At 71.3% G+C, this 19,408-nt stretch carries 18 protein-coding genes and 2 tRNA genes; 16 read left to right on the top strand and 4 right to left on the bottom strand.

The window, feature by feature from the left end; genetic code table 11:
* Nucleotides 1–4 precede the first annotated feature (4 nt).
* From nadD to ACMXN5_RS10190, 4 genes are all read left to right on the top strand, one after another.
* Nucleotides 5–607, top strand: a complete 603-nt coding sequence (gene nadD / locus ACMXN5_RS10205) for a nicotinate-nucleotide adenylyltransferase (protein ID WP_380002968.1) — start codon at nucleotides 5–7, stop codon at nucleotides 605–607.
* Nucleotides 604–2,790: a LytR C-terminal domain-containing protein gene (locus ACMXN5_RS10200; protein ID WP_439674958.1), complete on the top strand. Its 2,187-nt coding sequence runs from the start codon at nucleotides 604–606 to the stop codon at nucleotides 2,788–2,790. The genes nadD and ACMXN5_RS10200 overlap by 4 nt, the downstream gene beginning before the upstream one ends.
* Before the next feature lie 149 nt (nucleotides 2,791–2,939).
* Nucleotides 2,940–3,362, top strand: coding sequence for a ribosome silencing factor (gene rsfS, locus ACMXN5_RS10195; protein ID WP_126638526.1), 423 nt, complete (start codon nucleotides 2,940–2,942; stop codon nucleotides 3,360–3,362).
* On the top strand, nucleotides 3,359–4,000 hold the full coding sequence (locus ACMXN5_RS10190) for a histidine phosphatase family protein (protein WP_439677981.1): 642 nt from the start codon (nucleotides 3,359–3,361) through the stop codon (nucleotides 3,998–4,000). Before rsfS ends, ACMXN5_RS10190 begins: the two co-directional genes overlap by 4 nt.
* 107 nt (nucleotides 4,001–4,107) lie before the next feature.
* Here the strand turns inward: ACMXN5_RS10190 and ACMXN5_RS10185 are convergent, their stop codons facing one another.
* Nucleotides 4,108–4,689, bottom strand: a complete 582-nt coding sequence (locus tag ACMXN5_RS10185) for a PadR family transcriptional regulator (protein WP_380002971.1) — start codon at nucleotides 4,687–4,689, stop codon at nucleotides 4,108–4,110.
* A gap of 118 nt (nucleotides 4,690–4,807) precedes the next feature.
* On the opposite strand from ACMXN5_RS10185, the gene ACMXN5_RS10180 reads away from it, so the two are divergent.
* The 6 genes from ACMXN5_RS10180 (at nucleotide 4,808) to ACMXN5_RS10155 (ending at nucleotide 9,976) form a co-directional block, all read left to right on the top strand.
* Nucleotides 4,808–5,947: an LLM class flavin-dependent oxidoreductase gene (locus ACMXN5_RS10180; protein WP_439674957.1), complete on the top strand. Its 1,140-nt coding sequence runs from the start codon at nucleotides 4,808–4,810 to the stop codon at nucleotides 5,945–5,947.
* 131 nt (nucleotides 5,948–6,078) lie between these two features.
* Nucleotides 6,079–6,843 (top strand): SDR family NAD(P)-dependent oxidoreductase, encoded by a 765-nt coding sequence (locus ACMXN5_RS10175; RefSeq protein WP_439674956.1) that lies wholly within the window; start codon nucleotides 6,079–6,081, stop codon nucleotides 6,841–6,843.
* A 111-nt stretch (nucleotides 6,844–6,954) separates the two neighbouring features.
* Nucleotides 6,955–7,731, top strand: coding sequence for a glucose 1-dehydrogenase (locus ACMXN5_RS10170; RefSeq protein ID WP_439674955.1), 777 nt, complete (start codon nucleotides 6,955–6,957; stop codon nucleotides 7,729–7,731).
* A 105-nt stretch (nucleotides 7,732–7,836) separates the two neighbouring features.
* Nucleotides 7,837–8,598 carry an SDR family NAD(P)-dependent oxidoreductase gene (locus ACMXN5_RS10165; RefSeq protein WP_439674954.1) on the top strand — a complete coding sequence of 254 codons (762 nt, stop codon included), beginning with the start codon at nucleotides 7,837–7,839 and terminating at the stop codon, nucleotides 8,596–8,598.
* A gap of 167 nt (nucleotides 8,599–8,765) precedes the next feature.
* Nucleotides 8,766–8,838: transfer RNA gene (locus ACMXN5_RS10160), tRNA-Ala, on the top strand.
* A gap of 160 nt (nucleotides 8,839–8,998) precedes the next feature.
* Nucleotides 8,999–9,976, top strand: coding sequence for an SDR family NAD(P)-dependent oxidoreductase (locus tag ACMXN5_RS10155; RefSeq protein WP_439674953.1), 978 nt, complete (start codon nucleotides 8,999–9,001; stop codon nucleotides 9,974–9,976).
* Between the two features lie 76 nt (nucleotides 9,977–10,052).
* Here the strand turns inward: ACMXN5_RS10155 and ACMXN5_RS10150 are convergent, their stop codons facing one another.
* Nucleotides 10,053–10,514, bottom strand: coding sequence for a nuclear transport factor 2 family protein (locus tag ACMXN5_RS10150; RefSeq protein ID WP_380002981.1), 462 nt, complete (start codon nucleotides 10,512–10,514; stop codon nucleotides 10,053–10,055).
* Nucleotides 10,502–11,140 carry an HD domain-containing protein gene (locus ACMXN5_RS10145; protein WP_439674952.1) on the bottom strand — a complete coding sequence of 213 codons (639 nt, stop codon included), beginning with the start codon at nucleotides 11,138–11,140 and terminating at the stop codon, nucleotides 10,502–10,504. Before ACMXN5_RS10145 ends, ACMXN5_RS10150 begins: the two co-directional genes overlap by 13 nt.
* A gap of 136 nt (nucleotides 11,141–11,276) precedes the next feature.
* Here ACMXN5_RS10145 and ACMXN5_RS10140 point away from each other — a divergent pair, with 136 nt between their 5' ends.
* The 3 genes from ACMXN5_RS10140 (at nucleotide 11,277) to ACMXN5_RS10130 (ending at nucleotide 13,174) form a co-directional block, all read left to right on the top strand.
* Entirely contained in the window at nucleotides 11,277–12,317 is a 1,041-nt protein-coding gene (locus ACMXN5_RS10140; RefSeq protein WP_439674951.1) for a GlxA family transcriptional regulator, read from the top strand.
* The gene (locus tag ACMXN5_RS10135) at nucleotides 12,314–13,090 is read left to right on the top strand and encodes a rhomboid-like protein (protein ID WP_439674950.1); all 777 of its coding nucleotides are present in this window, start codon (nucleotides 12,314–12,316) and stop codon (nucleotides 13,088–13,090) included. The genes ACMXN5_RS10140 and ACMXN5_RS10135 overlap by 4 nt, the downstream gene beginning before the upstream one ends.
* 11 nt (nucleotides 13,091–13,101) lie before the next feature.
* Nucleotides 13,102–13,174: transfer RNA gene (locus ACMXN5_RS10130), tRNA-Ala, on the top strand.
* A gap of 88 nt (nucleotides 13,175–13,262) precedes the next feature.
* Here ACMXN5_RS10130 and ACMXN5_RS10125 read toward each other — a convergent pair.
* A complete protein-coding gene (locus tag ACMXN5_RS10125) occupies nucleotides 13,263–14,429 on the bottom strand; it encodes an epoxide hydrolase family protein (RefSeq protein WP_439674949.1) in 1,167 nt (388 codons plus the stop codon).
* Nucleotides 14,430–14,491: 62 nt separating this feature from the next.
* Here ACMXN5_RS10125 and ACMXN5_RS10120 point away from each other — a divergent pair, with 62 nt between their 5' ends.
* The 3 genes from ACMXN5_RS10120 to leuS all read left to right on the top strand — a co-directional run bounded on the left by ACMXN5_RS10120 (nucleotide 14,492) and on the right by leuS (nucleotide 19,402).
* Nucleotides 14,492–15,478: a helix-turn-helix transcriptional regulator gene (locus tag ACMXN5_RS10120; RefSeq protein ID WP_439674948.1), complete on the top strand. Its 987-nt coding sequence runs from the start codon at nucleotides 14,492–14,494 to the stop codon at nucleotides 15,476–15,478.
* Nucleotides 15,479–15,612: 134 nt separating this feature from the next.
* The gene (locus ACMXN5_RS10115) at nucleotides 15,613–16,257 is read left to right on the top strand and encodes a lysoplasmalogenase family protein (protein ID WP_380002992.1); all 645 of its coding nucleotides are present in this window, start codon (nucleotides 15,613–15,615) and stop codon (nucleotides 16,255–16,257) included.
* Between the two features lie 244 nt (nucleotides 16,258–16,501).
* Complete coding sequence (leuS, locus tag ACMXN5_RS10110) at nucleotides 16,502–19,402, top strand: leucine--tRNA ligase (RefSeq protein ID WP_439674947.1); 2,901 nt, start codon at nucleotides 16,502–16,504, stop codon at nucleotides 19,400–19,402.
* Nucleotides 19,403–19,408: the final 6 nt, after the last annotated feature.

The raw sequence follows: 19,408 nt of genomic DNA, 5'->3' as shown, positions 1-19,408 counted from the left end.
CGCCATGAGCGAGCGGAACAGACGTGTCGGTGTCATGGGCGGCACCTTCGATCCCATCCACCACGGGCACCTCGTCGCCGCGAGCGAGGTGGCGGGCCAGTTCGGGCTCGACGAGGTCGTGTTCGTGCCGACCGGTCGACCGTGGCAGAAGTCCGCGCAGGACGTGTCCTCGCCCGAGGACCGGTACCTGATGACGGTGATCGCCACCGCGTCCAACCCGAGGTTCTCGGTGAGCCGGGTGGACATCGACCGCGCGGGCGAGACGTACACCCTCGACACCCTGCGCGACCTGCGCGAGTCCTCGCCCGAGGGCACCGAAATATTCTTCATCACCGGCGCCGACGCGCTGTCCCAGATCTTCTCCTGGCACAACGCGCACGAGATGTTCGAGCTCGCGCATTTCGTGGGTTGCACCCGTCCGGGGCACACTCTGTCCGACCCGGGTTTCCCGGACGGCGGCGTGAGCCTGGTGGAGGTCCCCGCACTGGCCATCTCGTCGACCGACATCCGTACAAGGGTGGCCGGGGGCGATCCGGTCTGGTACCTGGTACCGGACGGGGTCGTTCAATACATCAGCAAGCGGGGGCTGTACCGGGGAGCTTCGTGAGCAACGACGACCGGCGCGATTGGGAGCCTTACGGCACCGAGCGAGGGGACGGCGGGCAGGCGCGGGAACCGTACGGCCCGGGGCAGGGCGACGGCGGACACCCGGGATACCCCGCACAACCGCCGGCCGGATCGGGCCCGGAGGGCCTCGAACCGGTGAACTTCGCGCCGCAGCAATACCCGTACGACCCGAACGCCGGTTACGACCCGAACGCGGCCTATGACCCGAACACCGGTTACGGCGCGGGTGGTTACGACCCGAACGCGTACGGCTCCGGGGCCTACCCGGCGGCGGACCCCGGTCAGGACCCGAACGGATACGGCCAGGGCGCGGGCGCGGGGACGTACGACCAGAGCGGCGGCTACGGCACGGGCTACGACCCGAACGCCGGCGCCTACGCGCCCGGTGCGTACGCCCCCGGCACCTACGACTCCACCGGCTACCCCTCCGGCGGTTACGACACCAACGCGTACGACCCGAACGCCGGTTACGACCCGAACGCGTACAACCCCAACGCCTATGATCCGGCGGCCCCTTCGGGCCAGGCGTATCCACAGCAGGGCAACCCGGGCGGATACCCGGACGGGCAGCAGGGCAGCCCCGAACCGCAGCAGCCCACCGCGTACTACGAGCAGCCCCCCGCCGCCGCCCCCGCGCCGCCCGCGCCGCCCGCGCCACCCGCGCCGCCCGCGCCACCCGCGAGCCGGCCCGGGTCGGCCGCGTCGGTGCCGGTGGCCGGTACGGACCCGACCTCGATCGGGGTCGCGGCCGGATCGACACCGGTGCGGCCGTCGCGCTCGCGGTCCACGGGGGCCAAGGGCGACTCGGCCCCGCCCGCCGCCCGCTCGTCCGCCACCAGGGCCGAGGCCGGCTCGACCGGGGACGGCCGGGTGCCGCCGCCGAGGACCCGTCGCCCGGGTCCGGGGCGGCCGGGGCGACCCGGCTACGGCTCGGACGAGTTCGCCTTCGTCGACGACGAGAGCGAGCAGGCCGAGGACGTCATCGACTGGCTCTCCTTCGCCGAGACGCGCTCCGAGCGCCGGGACGAGAAGCGCCGGGCGATCCGGACCCGGCTGATCGCCCTCGTCGTGGTGATCGCGGTGGCGCTGCTCGGTGTCGGCGGCTGGTTCGCCTGGGACACCTGGCTGCGGGACGACAAGAAGGTCGCCGCGCCGGGCAAGAACGGCGGCGTGCTGGTGCAACTGCGCGGCAAGGACGGCCGTGCCTCGGCCAACGCGCTGCTCACCGTCGACCCGGCGAAGAACACCGCGTCCATGGTCAGCGTGTCCTCGGTCACCATCGTCAACTCCGACAACAGCTCCTTCCCGCTCGGCCAGTTGATGGCCGACGAGGGCCCCGGCGCGTCCCGGGACGCGCTGTCCGACCTGCTCGGGGTCAAGCTGGACGGCTCCTGGGTGGTCTCCGAGCCGGTCCTGCAGGGCCTGGTCGACCTCGCGGGCGGCATCCAGCTCAATGCCGACGTCGAGGTCAAGGGCCAGGACGGCAAGGTCCTGGTCGGACAGGGCCGCAACCCGGCGAACGGGGTCGCGGCGCTGGCCTTCGCCACGTACAAGCAGCCGGGCGAGTCGCCGACAGTGACCGGCGACCGGTTCGGCCGGGTCCTCCAGGGCCTGCTGACCGCGTTCCCGACCCAGCCCGACGCGGTCCTGACGCTGCTCGCCAACATGGCGAACCTGCCGGACCCCTCACTGCCGGACGACAAGCTCAGCACCCTCCTGGCGAACCTGGCCAAGGCGACCCAGGCGAAGCTGTTGCAGGTCCGGGCGCTGCCGGTGTCGCCGGAGGGCATCCTGGACATCAACGCCGCCGTCCCGATCGTGCGCGAGCTGCTGGGCGGCACCGTACGCCAGGGCCGGGTCGAGGCGGGTCCGGCGCGCGTGATGGTCGAGGACGCGAGCGGCAAGAACGGCGCCCAGGAGGACGCGCACGCCAAGCTGCTGAACGCGGGCGTCACGTACGTCCCCGGCGGCGCGTCGGGCAAGCGCGCACAGCCCACGTCGGTCGTGCAGTACTCCAACGACGCCCGCAAGGTCGACGCGGAACAGGCCGCGCTGACCCTGCACCTGCCGCCGACCTCGGTGAAGAAGGCGACGGGGGAGATGCTGGCGGACGTGGTGGTCACGCTCGGCCAGGACTACACGTTCGAAGCACCCAAGTCGTAGCGGCGGCGCTTCCCGGCCCGCCGGTCCCGTGTGGACCGGCGGGCCGGTCGGCTCCGGCCGTGCCGGCCGGGAAATAACGAGTCGCCGTCGCACGCCCCGCGTGTGAGACCCTGAACGGTAATCCCCTTGTCGTCCGCAGGAAGCGAATCGTGACCGCAACCCCCCACGCCCTGGAGCTCGCCACCGCGGCTGCCGTGGCATGTGCAGAGAAGCTCGCCACCGACGTCGTCGCCTACGACGTGAGCGAGGTGGTCACGATCACCGACGTGTTCGTGCTCGCCTCCGCCTCCAACGACCGCCAGGTCAAGGCGATCATGGACGAGGTCGAGGAAGCGTTGCGCGGGCTCGGCGCCAAGCCGGTCCGCCGCGAGGGCGAGCGCGAAGGGCGCTGGATCCTCCTCGACTACATCGACATCGTGGTGCACGTCCAGCACGCCGAGGAGCGGGCCTACTACTCGCTCGAGAAGTTGTGGAAGGACTGCCCGCGGATCGAGCTGCCGGAAGCGGTGCTGCGCGGCAACGAGCAGGCCAGGGCCGCCGAGGCGGCGGGGGCGGCGGAGGGCGCGCTCTGAGCGGCACCGGCCGCCGGGTCCTGCTGTGGCGGCACGGCCAGACCACGTGGAACGTCGAGCGGCGTTTCCAGGGCCAGACCGACATCCCGCTGACCGACGAGGGCCTGGCCCAGGCCCGGCGCTCGGCCCGACTGCTGGCGGCGTTGCGCCCGGACGCGATCGTGTCCTCCGACCTGACCCGCACCGTGGACACCGCGGCGGAGCTGGCCCGGCTGGTCGACGTGCCGGTCACCCTGGACCCCGCACTGCGTGAGACCTACGCGGGCGAGTGGCAGGGGCTGACGAACCGCGAGATCGAGGCGACCTTCCCCGAGCAGTTCGCCGCCTGGCGACGCGGCGAACCGGTCCGGCGCGGCGGCGGCGAGCTGGAGAGCGAGGTCGCCGAGCGCATGGCCGAGGCGATCGGCCTCGCGGTCGAGAAGCTGCCCGAGGACGGCACGCTCGTGGTCGTCTCGCACGGCGGCGCGATCCGCTGCGGACTCGGCGCGCTGCTGGGCCTGCCCCGGGAGGCCTGGGGCGCGCTGGGCGCGCTGTCCAACTGCTGCTGGTCGGTGCTCGGCCCGGGAGCCCGGGGATGGCGCCTGCTGGAGCACAACGCGGGGACGCTGCCGGAACCGGTCATCGGGGACGACGTCTGACGGTCGCGACACGAGACATGTGACGGTCTCGGCGCCGGGTTCGCACCCGGCTCCGAGACCGTTTTCGCTTCATCCCCCGCTTTGTCCCCCGTCGCCTCGCCGAGTCCTCACCCGGCGGCCTCGCCCCCCTGTTTGCGGTACAGGTCCTCCAGGTCGGCGAGCATGCCGTCGGCGAGATCGCGCTCGGCCTGCCAGTAGCGCTCGCTCCACTTGAGCACCAGGGCCGGGAACGGCCAGCGGTCCTGCGCGGTGTCCTCGCTCGCGCGCACCTCGACCAGCGTGCTCGCCGCGTAGTCGCGGTGCTCGACCAGGGTCTTCCGCAGCTCCTCCGGCTCGCTGAGGTGGCCGAGCCAGACCCGCAGCGCGACGCCGTGCTTGAGCACGGGCGGCCCCGCCGGGGTCTCGCGCGCCCACGTGGCCAGCGCCTCCTGACCGGAGTCGGTGATCCGGTACAGCCGCTTGTTGCGCAGCTCGTCCTGCGAGGCGATCCGCGAGACGGCGAAGCCGAGCTGCTCCAGGCGCTTGAGCTCGCTGTAGATCTGGCTGAGTGCCGGACTCCAGTAGAAGAAGCGCAGGGACGCGTCGGCCCACTTCTTGAGGTCGTAGCCGGAGCGCTCGCCCGGGAACGACAAGAGGCCGAGCACGGCCCACGCGGTTGCGGGCAGCTTCGGGAGCGGATCCCCCGTCATCGTGGCCTCCATCGGTACGCGGCGACTTTTTCTGATTCTACGTCAGTTGGCTATTGACCTGACTGGTCGTCATACATCTAATTGAAGTATTCCACGCCTCGCGCACCAGGAGTACGGCATGCAGTTCTCGATGATCTTCGAAGCCCAGATGGCCAACCCCACGGCGGAACACGAGCGTGAGGTCATCCTCGACTCCGTGGAGCAGGCCGTATACGCCGAGCGCATGGGCTTCGACCGCATCTGGGCCGTGGAGCACCACTCGACGAAGTGGTACTCGCACATGAGTGCCCCGGAGATCTTCCTGACCTGGGTGGCCGCGCGCACCAGCCGGATCCGGATCGCCCACGGCGCGGTCTGCATGCCGTTCAACTTCAACCACCCGGCCCGGGTCGCCGAGCGCATCGGCATGTTGGACACGCTCTCCGGCGGCCGGCTCGACGTCGGCGCGGCCCGCGGCGGCACGCTCCAGGAGTCCTCGCTGTGCGGCGTGGACATCGAGCAGACCAAGGCCCAGGTCGAGGAGGCGCTGCGGATCATCGGCGCCGCCTGGCAGCAGGACGAGCTGGTGTGGCACGGCGACGTGCTGGACATCGAGGGCTCGCACCCGATCCTGCCGCGCCCGGTGCAGACCCCGCACCCGCCGCTGTTCCTGGCCTGTAGCAAGCAGCCGAGCCTGGTCGAGGCGGCGGAGTACGGCGTCGGCGCGCTGGTGCTCGGCTTCGCCGGTCCGGAGGAGGTGGCCAACCTCAACCAGATCTACCGGGACGCGATCAAGGAGCGCACCGGCGAACGGTTCGTGTCCTCGGTGACCAACGACCACCTCGTCGCGCTGTGCCCGACGATCGTCTCCGAGGACGGCGCCCGGGCCCGCCAGGTGGGTGCGCGCGGTCAGCGCTTCTTCGCCCAGTCGATCGCGCACTGGTTCTCCGGCGGCAGGTCCGGCATCCCGGACGAGGCCGTGGTCGAGGGCCGGGACGAGGTGGCGGTCATCCACGAGGCCGCCGAACAGCAGGTCGCGATGCTGCACGAGGCGAAGATCCCGGTCACGGTGAACGCCACCGCCACCTACAACGTGAACCACGCGTACGGCACGGCACAGGACGCGATCGGCTACGTCCAGAAGCTGATCGACGCGGGGGCCGACGAGATCATGTGCCTGATCCAGATGGGCACGGTTCCGCAGGCGGACTGCATGGAGACGATCCGGATCTGGGGGGAGCAGGTCATTCCGCACTTCCGCGCGAAATACGGGGCCTGAGCGATCGAGACTTCGTTCGGGACGCGGCGCGTGGGCGCCGGTGTTCCGAGCGAGACCGACCGGCCGGATCCGGTGCGGAGGACCGGATCCGGCCGACCCCGGGCCGAGGGCCCCACGACTGGGAGGTATCCATGAGCGATTCGACCGATCTGACCGGCAAGGTGGCGATCGTCACCGGTGCGGCGCGGGGTCAGGGTGAGGCCGAGGCGCGGTTGTTCGCCCGGTGCGGGGCCCGCGTCGTGCTGACCGATCTGCTGGAGGACGAGGGTGCCCGGGTCGCCGAGGAGATCGGCCCCGAAGCCCGATTCGTGCGGCACGACGTATCGAACGCGGCGGACTGGGCGGCGGTCGTGGAGCTGGCCGTGCGGGAGTTCGGCGGGGTGGACGTGCTGGTCAACAACGCCGGGATCATGTGGACCAAGCCGATCCTGGAGGAGACGCCGGAGGGTCTGGATCGGATCCTGAAGGTCAACCTGTTCGGCACCTTCCACGGGATCCGGGCGGTGGCGCCGCTGATGCGGGCGAACGGCGGCGGGTCGATCGTGAACATCTCCTCGCTCGCCGGCCTCCAGGGCATCCCGGGGCACGCGGCCTACGGCTCCTCCAAGTGGGCCGTCCGCGGTCTGACCAAGACCGCCGCCCTGGAGCTGGGCGAGTACGGGATCCGGGTCAACTCCGTGCACCCGGGCGCCGTGGACACGCCGATGATCGGCAACCGTTTCACGCGCGGACCGGGCAATTTCCCCACCGTGCCGCTGCGTCGGGTGGGCGAGCCGGAGGACATCGGCGAACTGGTGGTGTTCCTGGCCTCCGACGCGTCCTCGTGGATCACCGGCACCGAGTTCGTGATCGACGGCGGTTCGATGGCGGGCATCGTGCCGCCGGTGCAGGGGTAGCGGCGGCAGCGGGGGCCGGCCGGCAACCGTTCGGTCGGATTTCGATTTGCTTAGTTGTACTATGCAAATGCGAGCCGAGAAGTCGGCAGGCACGGATCGAAGGAACGCATCATGGCTGAACTCCAGGGCCCCAATCTGACCGACAAGGTCGTCATCGTCACCGGCGGAGCCCGCGGCCTCGGCGCCGCGGCGGCCAAGCAGATCGTCGACGGCGGCGGCCGGGTGGTGCTCACCGATCTGCTCGACGAAGGGGCCGAGACGGCCGCCGCACTCGGCGCGCACGCCCGCTTCCACCGGCACGACGTGACGAGCGAGGAGCAGTGGAAGGCCGTCGTCGACTTCACCGTGGCCGAGTTCGGCCGGGTGGACGGGCTGGTCAACAACGCCGGCGTGTCCACCGGCGCGATGTTCGACACCGAGACGCTCGAACACTTCGAGTTCGTGATCAAGGTCAATCTGACCGGCGTCTGGCTGGGCATGCAGGCGGTGATCCCGCACCTGAAGGCGAACGGCGGCGGGTCGATCGTCAACATCTCCTCCGCGGCGGGCCTGATGGGGCTCGCGATGACCGGCTCCTACGGCGCGTCCAAGTGGGCCGTGCGCGGCATGAGCAAGGTCGCCGCGGTGGAGTTGGGCCCGGCGCGGATCCGGGTCAACTCGGTGCACCCCGGCATGATCTACACCCCGATGACGTCCTCGGTGGGCATCCGGGAGGGCGAGGGCAACTACCCGAACACCCCGATGGGTCGGGTCGGCGAGCCGAGCGAGATCGGCGCGGCCGTCGCGTTCCTGCTCTCCGACGCGGCGTCGTATGTGACGGGTGCGGAGTTGGCGGTGGACGGCGGGTGGACCACCGGACCGACGGTCAAGTACGTGATGGGCCAGTGAGGCGGGTGATAGCGCCGCGTCCGATGACGGGCCGGGCGGGTCCGGTGGATGGCGTGGTTTCCGTGGACGGTGTGGGCGACGTGGATGTGGATGGGGTGCGTGGGCATGGCTGATCTGACCGGCAAGGTGGCGATCGTCACCGGGGCCGCCCGTGGGCAGGGAGCGGCCGAGGCACGGTTGTTCGTGGCCTCCGGGGCGCGAGTGGTGCTCACCGACCTGTTGACCGAGGAGGGTGAGCGGGTGGCCGCCGAACTGGGCGCCGCCGCGCGCTTCGTCCGGCACGACGTATCCGACCCGGCGGACTGGGCCGCGGTGGTGGACGTCGCGGTCGAGGCGTTCGGCGGCCTCGACATCCTGGTCAACAACGCCGCGATCTACTGGACCAGGGGTTTCGCCGACGAGACGGCGGAGCGCGTGGAGCGGATCATGCGGGTCAACTTCTTCGGCGTCTGGCACGGCATGCAGGCCGTGCTGCCCGCGATGAAGGCGCGCGGCGGCGGCTCGATCGTCAACATCTCGTCCCAGGCCGGCCTGGAGGGCATGCCGGGACACGCGGCCTACGGCGCGACCAAGTGGGCGGTACGCGGGCTCTCCAAGACCGTCGCCCTGGAGGTCGGCGAGCACGGCATCCGGGTCAACTCGGTACACCCGGGCACTATCGACACCCCGATGATCGCCGCGGTCGGGCTGGAGCAGGGCGCGGGGAAGTACCCGTCCGTGCCGCTGCGCCGGATCGCCGCCCCGGAGGAGGTCGCCGAGGTGGTGGCCTTCGTCGCCTCCGACGCGGCGTCCTACCTGACCGGCACCGAATTGGTCGTCGACGGCGGCGCCATGGCCGGGATGGTCAGGCCGGTCGGCACCTTCTAGGCGTCGCCGGCCGGGACCGGGGGTGGGTGGGGCGGCTCGACGAGCGCGCTCCGCACATCCCCGGTCACCCACGATCGGTGCCGGGAAAGGCGTTTGGAAGCGGTGCGGGGGAGCGTGTAAAGTACTCGTGGTCGGGCGGGCAAGCCCATCCGGCCCAAGTGAATAGCGGGGCTGTAGCTCAGTTGGTAGAGCGCTTGCATGGCATGCAAGAGGTCCGGAGTTCAATTCTCCGTAGCTCCACAGAGATGGTGAGACCGCCTTCCGGATTCGTTCGGGAGGCGGTCTTTTTCGCGTCCTCGATGCGGCATCGATGCGTCCGCGACGCGGCATCGGTGGAAAAAGTGTGAAAGCCCTGTTCCGGGCATTCTCCCCTCGGGATCTCGACGAAGGTGAGCATGCGATGACGGAGAGTCGGTTCTGGGAGCGGGCGATGGACCGGGCGATCGTGCCCGGATACAGCCGGATCGGGTACCGGGTACGGCGGCCGGGATTCACGGCCGACCCCGAGCACGCGCTCAAGGGGCGGACCGTGGTGGTGACCGGGGCCTCGTCCGGGATCGGCGAGGCGGCGGTGGCCGGCCTGGCCCGGCTCGGCGCGACCGTGGTGCTGGTCGGGCGGGACGAGGCGCGGGCCGAGGCGGCCGGCCGGCGGGTCGCCGAACTGGTGCCTGGGGCCGACCTCGCCGTGCGCCGCTGCGACGTGGGCAACCTGCCGGACGTGGCCCGCCTCGCGAAGGAGCTGCGGGCCGAACAGGGTCCGCTGCACGCGCTCGTGCACAACGCCGGCGTATTGCCCCGGGAGCGTGCGGTGACCGCCGAGGGGCACGAGGTGTGCCTGGCGGTGCATGTGCTCGGACCGCATCTGCTCACCCGGCTCCTCGCCACCGACGCCGCCTCCTGCGCGCGGGTGGTGTGGATGAGCTCGGGCGGCATGTACACCCAGCGGCTGCCGGTGGACGACATCGAGTACGAACGCGGCCCGTACCGGCCGACCGTCGCCCACGCCCGGACCAAACGCATGCAGGTCGTGCTCGCCGAACTGTGGGCCGAACACCTGGGCGACGGCGGCCCGGTCGTGCACGCCACCCACCCGGGCTGGGCCGACACCCCGGGGCTGCGCGCGTCGATGCCCACCTTCCGCCGGCTCACCGCACCGCTCCTGCGCAGCCCCGAGGAGGGCGCGGACACCGCCGTGTGGTTGTGCGCGGCGGACGAACCCGGCCGCACCACCGGGCTGTTCTGGCAGGACCGCGTCCCGCGCCCGACCCACTACCGCGCGGCCACACGTGAGAGCCGGCCGGACCGGGCCTGGTTCTGGCGGCGGTGCCAGGAACTCACCCACCCGTGGGCGGGGGAGTGCGGGGGACGCGGGGACTGAGCGTGCCCGGGCGGGTCGGGTCCGAGGGGCGGGCCCGAGGACGGCCGACGCGTCCGGGCCCCACCCCTCGAACCGCCTACGCGAGCGGGAATCCGACCCCGTGCTCCTCGACCGGCCGAGGTCCGTGGATGCGCCGGTCGGCCTCGGTGATCGCGACGTCGTTGATGCTCGCCTCGCGCCGCCGCATCAGGCCGTTGTCGGCGAACTCCCACAACTCGTTGCCGTAGCTGCGCCAGAAGGCGCCGGCGCCGTCGTGCCACTCGTACTGGAAGCGGACCGCGATGCGGTCGGCCGTGTAGGACCACAACTCCTTGCGCAGCGCGTAGTCCTGCTCGCGGGCCCACTTCTCGGTCAGAAACGCGACGATGGCCGGGCGGCCGGTGACGAAGCGGTCGCGATTACGCCACACCGAGTCGGGGGTGTAGGCGAGTGCGACGCGCTCGGGGTCGCGGGTGTTCCAGGCGTCCTCGGCGGCCTGCACCTTGGCGCGGGCGTCGGCCTCGGTGAACGGGGGCAGCGGCGGCCTCACTCGGACCACCCCGACTGCTCGATCACGTCGACGAAGTTCGTGCGCTCGAAGCCGGGGACGAACCGGTCCAGGACATCGGCCTTGACGTTGCCGAACGTGGTCTGCGGGCGGTGTTCGATGCCCTCGGTGAACGCGCGCAGGATCCGCCGCTTGAAATCCGGGCGGGGATGCGCGGCGACCACGGCCGCGCGCGCCTGCTCGGAGAGGTCGTCGAGGCCGATCCCGAGCACGTCGAGTTCGACGCCGGCGGTCACCAGGGCGACCTCGGGCTCCATCCGGGTGGGGATCTCGGGGGTGGTGTGCAGGGCGATCGCGGTCCACACGATGCGGGCCTGCTCGGCGGAGAGGCCGTGTCGCAGTACGAAGTCGCGGGCCGCGTCGGCGCCGTCCAGTTCGAAGCGCTGCTGCGAGTCGCGGCGCTCGGCGGTCAGTCCGAGGTCGTGGAACAGCGCGGCAACGTAGAGCAGTTCGGGGTCGAAGACCAGGCCCCGGCGGCGACCCTGGAGCGCGCCGAACAGGTACACGCGGCGCGAGTGGTCGTAGAGCAGCGGGCCGGCGGTGTCCCGGACCAGTTCGGTCGCCTCCTTGGCGAGCGCACTGTCGGGGATGTCGACGTCGGCGATGCGTTCGGACATGGCGTCGATCCTTTCCTGGATGACGGTGGCGGGTCTTTGTCTGCATCGAGCCTCCCGCTCCGTGCCCGTTCGGGGCCATGTCCATCCGGACACCGATCCCTCGGATTCGGACACGCTCTCCGGCTAGCCTGAGGTCATGCGACGCAGACATGTGGCCGTGCTCGGCTACGACGGAGTACGGCTGATGGACGTGACCGCACCGCTGGAGGTGTTCGGCACCGCCGAGCGCATGGGCGGGGCGTACACCGTGACGCTGTGCTCGCCGACCGGTGAGCCGGTGACCACCTCGGCCGGCACCCGGCTCGTGCCGGCCGCCGCCGCGGCGGAGATCGACGCCGCGCACACCCTCGTGGTGCCCGGATCGGTCGAATTCCCGCAGTACGCGCCGCCGCTCGCGCTGCTCGACGCGGTGGCCGCGCTCGCCGAGGTTTCCGAACGGGTCGCGTCGGTGTGTACGGGGGCGTTCGTGCTGGCCCGGGCCGGCCTGTTGGACGGGCGACGGGCCGTGACGCACTGGCGGCACGCCGCGCTGCTCGCCCGGTACCACCCGGCGATCACGGTCGAACCGGACGCGATCTTCGTCCGGGACGGCTCGGTCTACACCTCGGCCGGGGTCACCGCCGGCATCGACCTCGCGCTCGCCCTGGTCGAGGCCGACGAGGGCGCCGACCTGGCCCGCGAGGTGGCCCGCGACCTGGTGGTGTTCCTGCGTCGACCCGGCGGCCAGTCGCAGTTCTCGGTGCCCTCGCGCACCCCGCTCGGCGCCGACGACCCGCTGCGCCCGGTGCTGGACGCGATCGCGGCGGATCCGGCGGCCGACCACTCGCTGCCCGCGCTGGCCCGGCTCGGCGGGTTCAGTCCGCGCCACCTCACCCGGTTGTTCCACGAGCGGGTCGGCTCGACGCCGGCGGTGTACGTCGAGGCGGTGCGGATCGAGGCGGCCCAGGCGCTGCTCGCCGCCGGCGCCACGGTCACGGCCGCCGCCGCGCGCAGCGGTCTCGGCAGCGACGAGTCGCTGCGCCGGGCATTCCTGCGCCGCCTCGGCGTCACCCCCTCCGCCTACCGGGCCCGCTTCCGCAGCACGACGGACCAGGTCCTCTCCGATCCGCCGGACAGGGCCTACGCCGGGGCGGGTCGGGATTGGCCACGATCGGCTTCGGGCACCGGCCCGGCGTGATCGTCGGAATCGGGCTCGGCCTCGTCGTCGCGTGGTACGTGCTGCGCGGGTTCGGCAACCGGTGGTGGTGGGCGCGGCGTTGGGTGAACCGGCTGAGCCCGTGGACCCGGCGACTGCACGCGTGGGTCCTGTCCGCACCCGTCACCTTCACCTACATGGCCATCTTCACCGCGTCCACCGTGGTGCAGCGCACGTCGCCGCCACGGCTGATCGACCTGCTCACCAAGCTGAACAGCACCAACCTGTTCCGCCTCGGCGACGATCCGGTGGAAGCGCTGCTCACCAGCGCGTTCTGGGTCGCCGACCACGGGTCCGGCCTGGCCACGTACGTGCTCGTGTTCGGCACTGTGGTGGCCTGGGCCGAGCGCCGCTACGGGTCGCCTCGGATATTGCTGATCGGCGGGAGCGCGCACGTGTTCGGCTCGCTGATCACCGCCGCCGTGGAGAAGGGCGCGATCAGGGCGGGGCGACTGCCGGAGAAGATCGCGTTCGCCACCGACGTGGGAGTCAGCTACGTCGAGGTCGGCTCGTGCGTCGCGGCGGTGCTGATCATGACCGGCTGGGTCCGCCTGGCCGGCGCCGCGGTGATGTTCGTGTGGGTCGTCCTGCCGGTGATCGTGGACCACAGCATCTGGGACTTCGGGCACCTGTACGCGGCGATGAGCGGCCTCGCCGCCGCGATCGTGCTGCGCCTGGCCGGGCCGCTGCGCACCCCGCCGCCGCTCAAACCACCCTTGGTCGTGAGCACGGTGACCGACCGGGTAGACTCATAACGTATTCGCGCGGGGCTGTAGCTCAGTTGGTAGAGCGCTTGCATGGCATGCAAGAGGTCCGGAGTTCAATTCTCCGTAGCTCCACATCGCGTCGAAGGCCGCTTCCCGAACCGGGAGGCGGCCTTCGATCGTCTCTGACCCGCGTGCCCCGCGCCCGCGCGTTCGTCGGTGCCTATCCCTCCAGGCCCGCGAAGAATGCGCGGACGTCGCCGATCAGCAACTCCGGCTGCTCCAGCGACAGGAAGTTGCCGCCGCGCTCGAACTCGGTCCAGCGCACCACGTGGTGGTCGCGCTCGGCGAACCGGCGGATCGCCACGTCCTGCGGCAGCGCGACCGCCACCGCCGTCGGCACCGTGCCGCGCTCCTTCGGCGCCCACGCGCCCTGGTCGTGCGCCATCTCGTAGTAGAGGTTGGCGGAGGACCCGGCGGTGCCGGTGAACCAGTACACGCTGATGTTGGTCAGCAGGGTGTCCCGGTCCACCGCGTCCTCGGGCAGCGCGCTCGCGGTGTCCGTCCACTCCTTGAACTTCTCCACGATCCACGCGAGCTGGCCCACGGGCGAGTCGTGCAGCCCGAACGCGAGCGTCTGCGGCCGGGTCGACTGGATCGCGTTGAAGCCCATCTTGTCGTCGCGGAACTCCTGGAGCCGGGCAAGTCTGGCCTGCTCGCCGTCGGTCAGCCCGGCGAAGTCGGCCGGGTCCTCGGAGGGGAAGGTGACCAGGCCGTTGACGTGGATCCCGATGACGTGCTCGGGATCGATCCGGCCCATCTCGCCCGCGATCCACGCACCGCCGCCGTTGCCCTGTACGCCGTAGCGCGCGTAGCCCAGGCGGGCCATCAACTCGGTGAACGCGCCCGCGATCCGGCCGGTGGTCCAGCCGGGGCCGGACAGCGGGCCGGAGAAGCCGACTCCGGGGGTGTCGGTGACCACGACATGGAAGTCGCGCGACAGCGGCTCGATCACGTCGACGAACTGGACGAACGAGCCCGGCCAGTCGTGGATCAGCAACAGCGCGGGCGCGTCGGCCCGCTCGGAGCGTACGTGCGCGAAGTGCACGTCCTGGCCGTCGATCCGGGTGACGAACTGTGGGAAGGCGTTGAGCCGCGCCTCGGCCTCGCGCCAGTCGAACCCGTCCGCCCAGTAGGCGGCCAGGTCCCGGAGGTAGTCCGTCGGCACCCCGCGCGTCCAGGCGGGCACGCCCGGGACGTCGGCGGCCCAGCGGGTGCGGGTCAGCCGGTCGCGCAGGTCGTCGAGATCAGCCTGCGGGATCTCGATCCGGAAGGGGCGGATCGTGGTGTCGGCGACGGTCTCGGCTGCGGTGCTGCTGCTGTTCTCCATGAGAAGAAGACTAGGATCCAATTAGGAACACTACGCTCCTATCGAGGCGGCACGCTGAGAAAATGTTGGAAACCTCCGCGCGGTTGTTGCGCCTGCTGTCCCTGCTCCAGACACCCCGTGAGTGGCCCGGCTCGGAACTGGCCGAACGACTCGGCGTGACCGGTCGCACGATCCGCAAGGACGTCGACCGGCTGCGCGAACTCGGCTATCCGGTCGACGCCTCCCGCGGCTCCACCGGCGGCTATCGGCTCGCCGCCGGCGCCGCGATGCCGCCGCTGCTGCTGACCGACGACGAGGCGGTCGCGGTCACCGTCGGCCTGACCACCGTCGCCCGGGGCGCGATGGCGGGCATGGAGGAGACCTCGGTACAGGCCCTGGCCAAGCTCGAACAGGTGCTGCCCGCGCGCCTGCGCCGCCGGGTGCGCGCGTTGCAGCGCTACGCGGTGTCGGTGCCCGCGGATCGGCCGGACACGAGGGTGGACACCGAGGTGCTCACCGCCCTGGTCGCGGCCTGCCGGGACCGCGAGCGGCTGCGCCTGGACTACCTCGACCACACCGGCGCTGCGACGCGGCGCACGGTCGAGCCGCAGCGGGTGGTCAACTGGGGGCGCCGCTGGTATCTGGTCGCCTGGGACGTGGACCGCGACGCCTGGCGCACCTTCCGGGTCGACCGGCTCACCCCGCGCACCCCGACCGGGCCGAGGTTCGCGCCGCGCGAGGATCCGGAGGGCGACGCGGCGCGGTACGTCGCCGGCAAGGTCTCGGCCGCCGCCTGGCGGTACCGCGCCCGGGTGCTGGTGCACGCGCCCGCCGCCGAGGTGCTGGAGCGGATCAACCCGGCCGTGGGCACCGTCGAGGTGGTCGACGCGCACACCTGCGTGCTGGACACCGGCGCCGACTCGCTCGACACCCTGGCCGTGCACCTGGGCCTGCTCGGCCACGACTTCGACGTCACCGAGCCCCCGGAACTGGTCGCCCACCTGCGCGCCTTGACCACCCGCTACGCCCGCTCGACACCTCCCGAGCCGACATCGCCACGAGCGCGGTGAAGCGGCGGGCCCGGGCGGTTTGTCGCCCCCGTCCGGCACCGGTGATCACGATTGGGGTTTTTCCCGTCACGGTTGCGTGACGGGTCGAACGAGTGGGCGAATGGTCCGGTTTCCGGCCAGTAGTGTCGCCGGACGTGACCCTCACCGCCGTACTCGTGCTGGTGCTCGCGAGCCTGCTCGCGGTCGCCGACTGGGTGGCCGTCGCCCGGGAACGACTCCCGCTCGATCGCCTCCTGAAACCCGCGGTGATCTGTGCCCTGATCGTGGTCGTCTGGTCGTTCGACGACGTCGACGGGGCACTGCGCGCGCTGTTCAGCGTCGCGCTCGCGTTGTCGCTGGCGCGGGACGTGCTCGCGCCCCGCTGGTTCGCCGGGGCCGTGACCGCCTCGCTGCTCGCGCACGGCGTCTACGTCGGCGGCTTCCAGCGCATGGGCTGGTCCTGGTTGTGGGCCGCCGCGGGCATCGTGGTCGTGCTGTTCGCGGCGGGGGCGTACGCGGTTCGGCTGGTCACCGGCGCGCGCGAGACCGCGCCCGCCTACACCGGCATGGTGCCCGTCTACGTCGGCGTCGTGTCGGTGATGGTCGTCGCCGCCGCGGCCACCGGCCGGCCGAGCGCGGTGGCCGGCGCCTTCCTGTTCTACGTCTCCGACACCCTCGTCGCCTGGAACCGGTTCCGCGCCCCGACGCCGTACGCCCCGGTGCTGATCGCCGGCGCCTACCATCTCGCCCAGATCCTGCTGGTGTTGTCGCTGTCCACCGGGCCCGCCCCGGGATTGTGAGCGGTGCGGCCCGGGTGCGACCCCGGGCCGACGGCGTCCTGCGGTAACCTGGGGCCATGCGTGCCGTACTGCTGCTTACCGGGCCGCGCTGAGCAGGCCGGGTGGAGACCACTCCCACCCGACTCGGCGCGGCGACCCCTCCTGAGCGAGGGGTCTTTTCGTTTCCAGAACCGGCCGCTTCGCGGAGGCGGCCGTAACCGGAAGAAGCAGTCGACGGCTGCCCACACCCCGATGGTTGAGGACGATGACCGAGATGACGCAGGGCCCTGCCGGCAACACCGACGCCCCGACCGAGCCCTACCGCTACACCGCAGTCCTGGCCGGCGACATCGAGGCGCGGTGGCAGGACCGCTGGGAGGCCGACGGCACGTTCGAGGCGCCCAACCCGGCCGGCCCGCTGGCCGAGCCGGAGAAGGTCGCCGGGCGGCCCAAGATGATGGTGATGGACATGTTCCCGTACCCCTCGGGTGTGGGCCTGCACGTCGGACACCCGCTGGGCTTCATCGCGACCGACGTCTACGCCCGGTTCAAGCGCATGACCGGCCACAACGTGCTGCACACGCTGGGCTACGACGCCTTCGGCCTGCCCGCCGAGCAGTACGCGGTCCAGACCGGCACCCACCCGCGCGTGACCACCGAGGCGAACATCGCCAATATGCGCCGCCAGCTGCGCCGGCTGGGCCTGGGCCACGACCAGCGCCGGTCCGTGGCCACCACCGACCCGGCGTACTACCGCTGGACGCAGTGGATCTTCCTGCAGATCTTCAACTCCTGGTACGACCCCGAGGCGCCCGGCGCGGACGGCGGTGTCGGGCGGGCGCGGCCGATCGCCGAACTGGTCGAGCAGTTCGAGAAGGGCGCGCGGCCCACCCCCGACGGGCGTGCGTGGGCCGACCTGAGCGGCACCGAGCGCGCCGCCGTGCTGGACGAGTTCCGCCTGGCGTACGTCTCGCAGGCCCCGGTCAACTGGGCCCCCGGCCTGGGCACCGTGCTGGCCAACGAGGAGGTCACCGCCGACGGTCGCAGCGAGCGCGGCAACTTCCCCGTGTTCAAGGCGAATCTGCGGCAGTGGATGATGCGGATCACCGCGTACTCCGACCGGCTGCTGGCCGACCTGGACAAGCTGGACTGGCCCGAGCCGATCAAGATCATGCAGCGCAACTGGATCGGTCGATCCGAGGGCGCCCGGGTCTCGTTCGCCACCGACGCCGCGCCCATCGAGGTCTTCACCACCCGGCCCGACACGCTGTTCGGCGCCACGTACATGGTGCTGGCGCCGGAGCACGACCTGGTCGACTCGATCGTGGCCGACGCGTGGCCCGAAGGTATCCCGGCGGTCTGGACGGGCGGCGCGGCCACGCCGGCCGAGGCGATCGCCGCGTACCGCCGGTTCGCCCAGTCCAAGAGCGACGTCGAGCGGCAGAGCGAGGGCAAGGACAAGACCGGCGTGTTCACCGGCGCCTACGCGACCAACCCGGTCAACGGCGAGCGGGTGCCGATCTTCATCGCCGACTACGTGCTGATGGGCTACGGCACCGGCGCGATCATGGCGGTCCCGGCACACGACCACCGCGACTTCGAGTTCGCGCGGGCCTTCGAGCTGCCGATCCGGTGTGTGGTCCGGCCGAGCGACGACCGCTCGATCGAGGACACCACCGACTGGGCCGACGCGTTCGTGTCCTACGACGCGGCGCTGGTGAACAGCACCGGCGAGGGCATCGGCCTGGACGGGCTGGGCGTGGCCGACGCCAAGAAGGCGATCACCGAGTGGCTGACCGAGCGTGGCATCGGCGAGGGCACGGTCAACTTCAAGCTGCGCGACTGGCTGTTCTCCCGGCAGCGCTACTGGGGCGAGCCGTTCCCGATCGTCTTCGACGAGGACGGCGTCGCGCACGCGCTGCCCGACTCGATGCTGCCGGTCGAGCTGCCCGAGATCGACGACTACCGCCCGCGCACCTTCGACCCGGACGACGCGGACACCAAGCCCGAGACGCCGCTGTCGCGCAACGCCGACTGGGTGAACGTCACCCTGGACCTGGGCGACGGGCCCAAGAGCTACCGCCGCGAGACCAACACCATGCCCAACTGGGCCGGTTCGTGCTGGTACGAGCTGCGCTACCTGGACCCGACCAACTCCGAGGTGCTGGTCGACCCCGAGGTCGAGAAGTATTGGATGGGGCCGCGGCACGAGGGCCACACCGGCGGCGTGGACCTGTACGTCGGCGGCGTCGAGCACGCGGTGCTGCACCTGCTGTACTCGCGCTTTTGGCACAAGGTGCTGTTCGACCTGGGCCACGTGTCCTCGTTCGAGCCGTTCCACAAGCTGTTCAACCAGGGCTACATCCAGGCGTTCGCGTACAAGGACGAGCGCGGCGTCTACGTCGAGGCGAGCGAGGTCGAGGAGCGTGACGGCGGCTTCTTCCTGGGTGAGCAGGCGGTCAGCCGCGAGTACGGGAAGATGGGCAAGTCGCTGAAGAACTCGGTGACTCCCGACCAGATGGCCGAGGAGTACGGCGCGGACACGCTGCGCCTGTACGAGATGTCGATGGGCCCGCTGGAGATCTCCCGGCCGTGGGACACGCGCGCGGTGGTCGGTTCGTACCGCTTCCTGCAGCGGCTGTGGCGCAACATCGTGGACGAGCACACCGGCATGCCGACCGTGGTCGACGAGCCGGCCGACGAGGCCACGCTGCGCGCCACCCACAAGGCGATCGACGGCATGCGGCGGGACATGGACGCCCTGCGCTTCAACACCGCCATCGCCAAGGCGATCGAGCTGAACAACGCGCTGGTCAAGCTGCCGGCCGTGCCGCGCGAGATCGCCGAGAAGCTGGTCCTGATGGTCGCGCCGCTGGTGCCGCACGTGGCCGAGGAGCTGTGGTCGCGGCTGGGGCACGGCGACACGGTCACCTACGAGGCGTTCCCGCAGGCGGATCCGGCCTACCTGGTCGAGGACACCGTCACCTGCGTGGTGCAGGTCAAGGGCAAGGTGCGGGCCCGGCTGGAGGTGCCGCCGACGATCGGCGAGGACGACCTGAAGGCGCTGGCGCTGGCCGATCCGGCGATCGTGGCGGCGCTGGACGGGGCGGGTGTGCGGATGGTGATCGTGAAGCCGCCGAAGCTGGTGAACGTGGTTCCGGCGTAGGGGGTT

Origin of the sequence: Embleya australiensis (assembly GCF_051903075.1) — a bacterium.
In the GTDB taxonomy this organism is placed as follows: domain Bacteria; phylum Actinomycetota; class Actinomycetes; order Streptomycetales; family Streptomycetaceae; genus Embleya.
The sequence above is the reverse complement of the archived record's forward strand: the minus strand, read 5'-3'. Positions and strand labels throughout refer to the sequence as shown.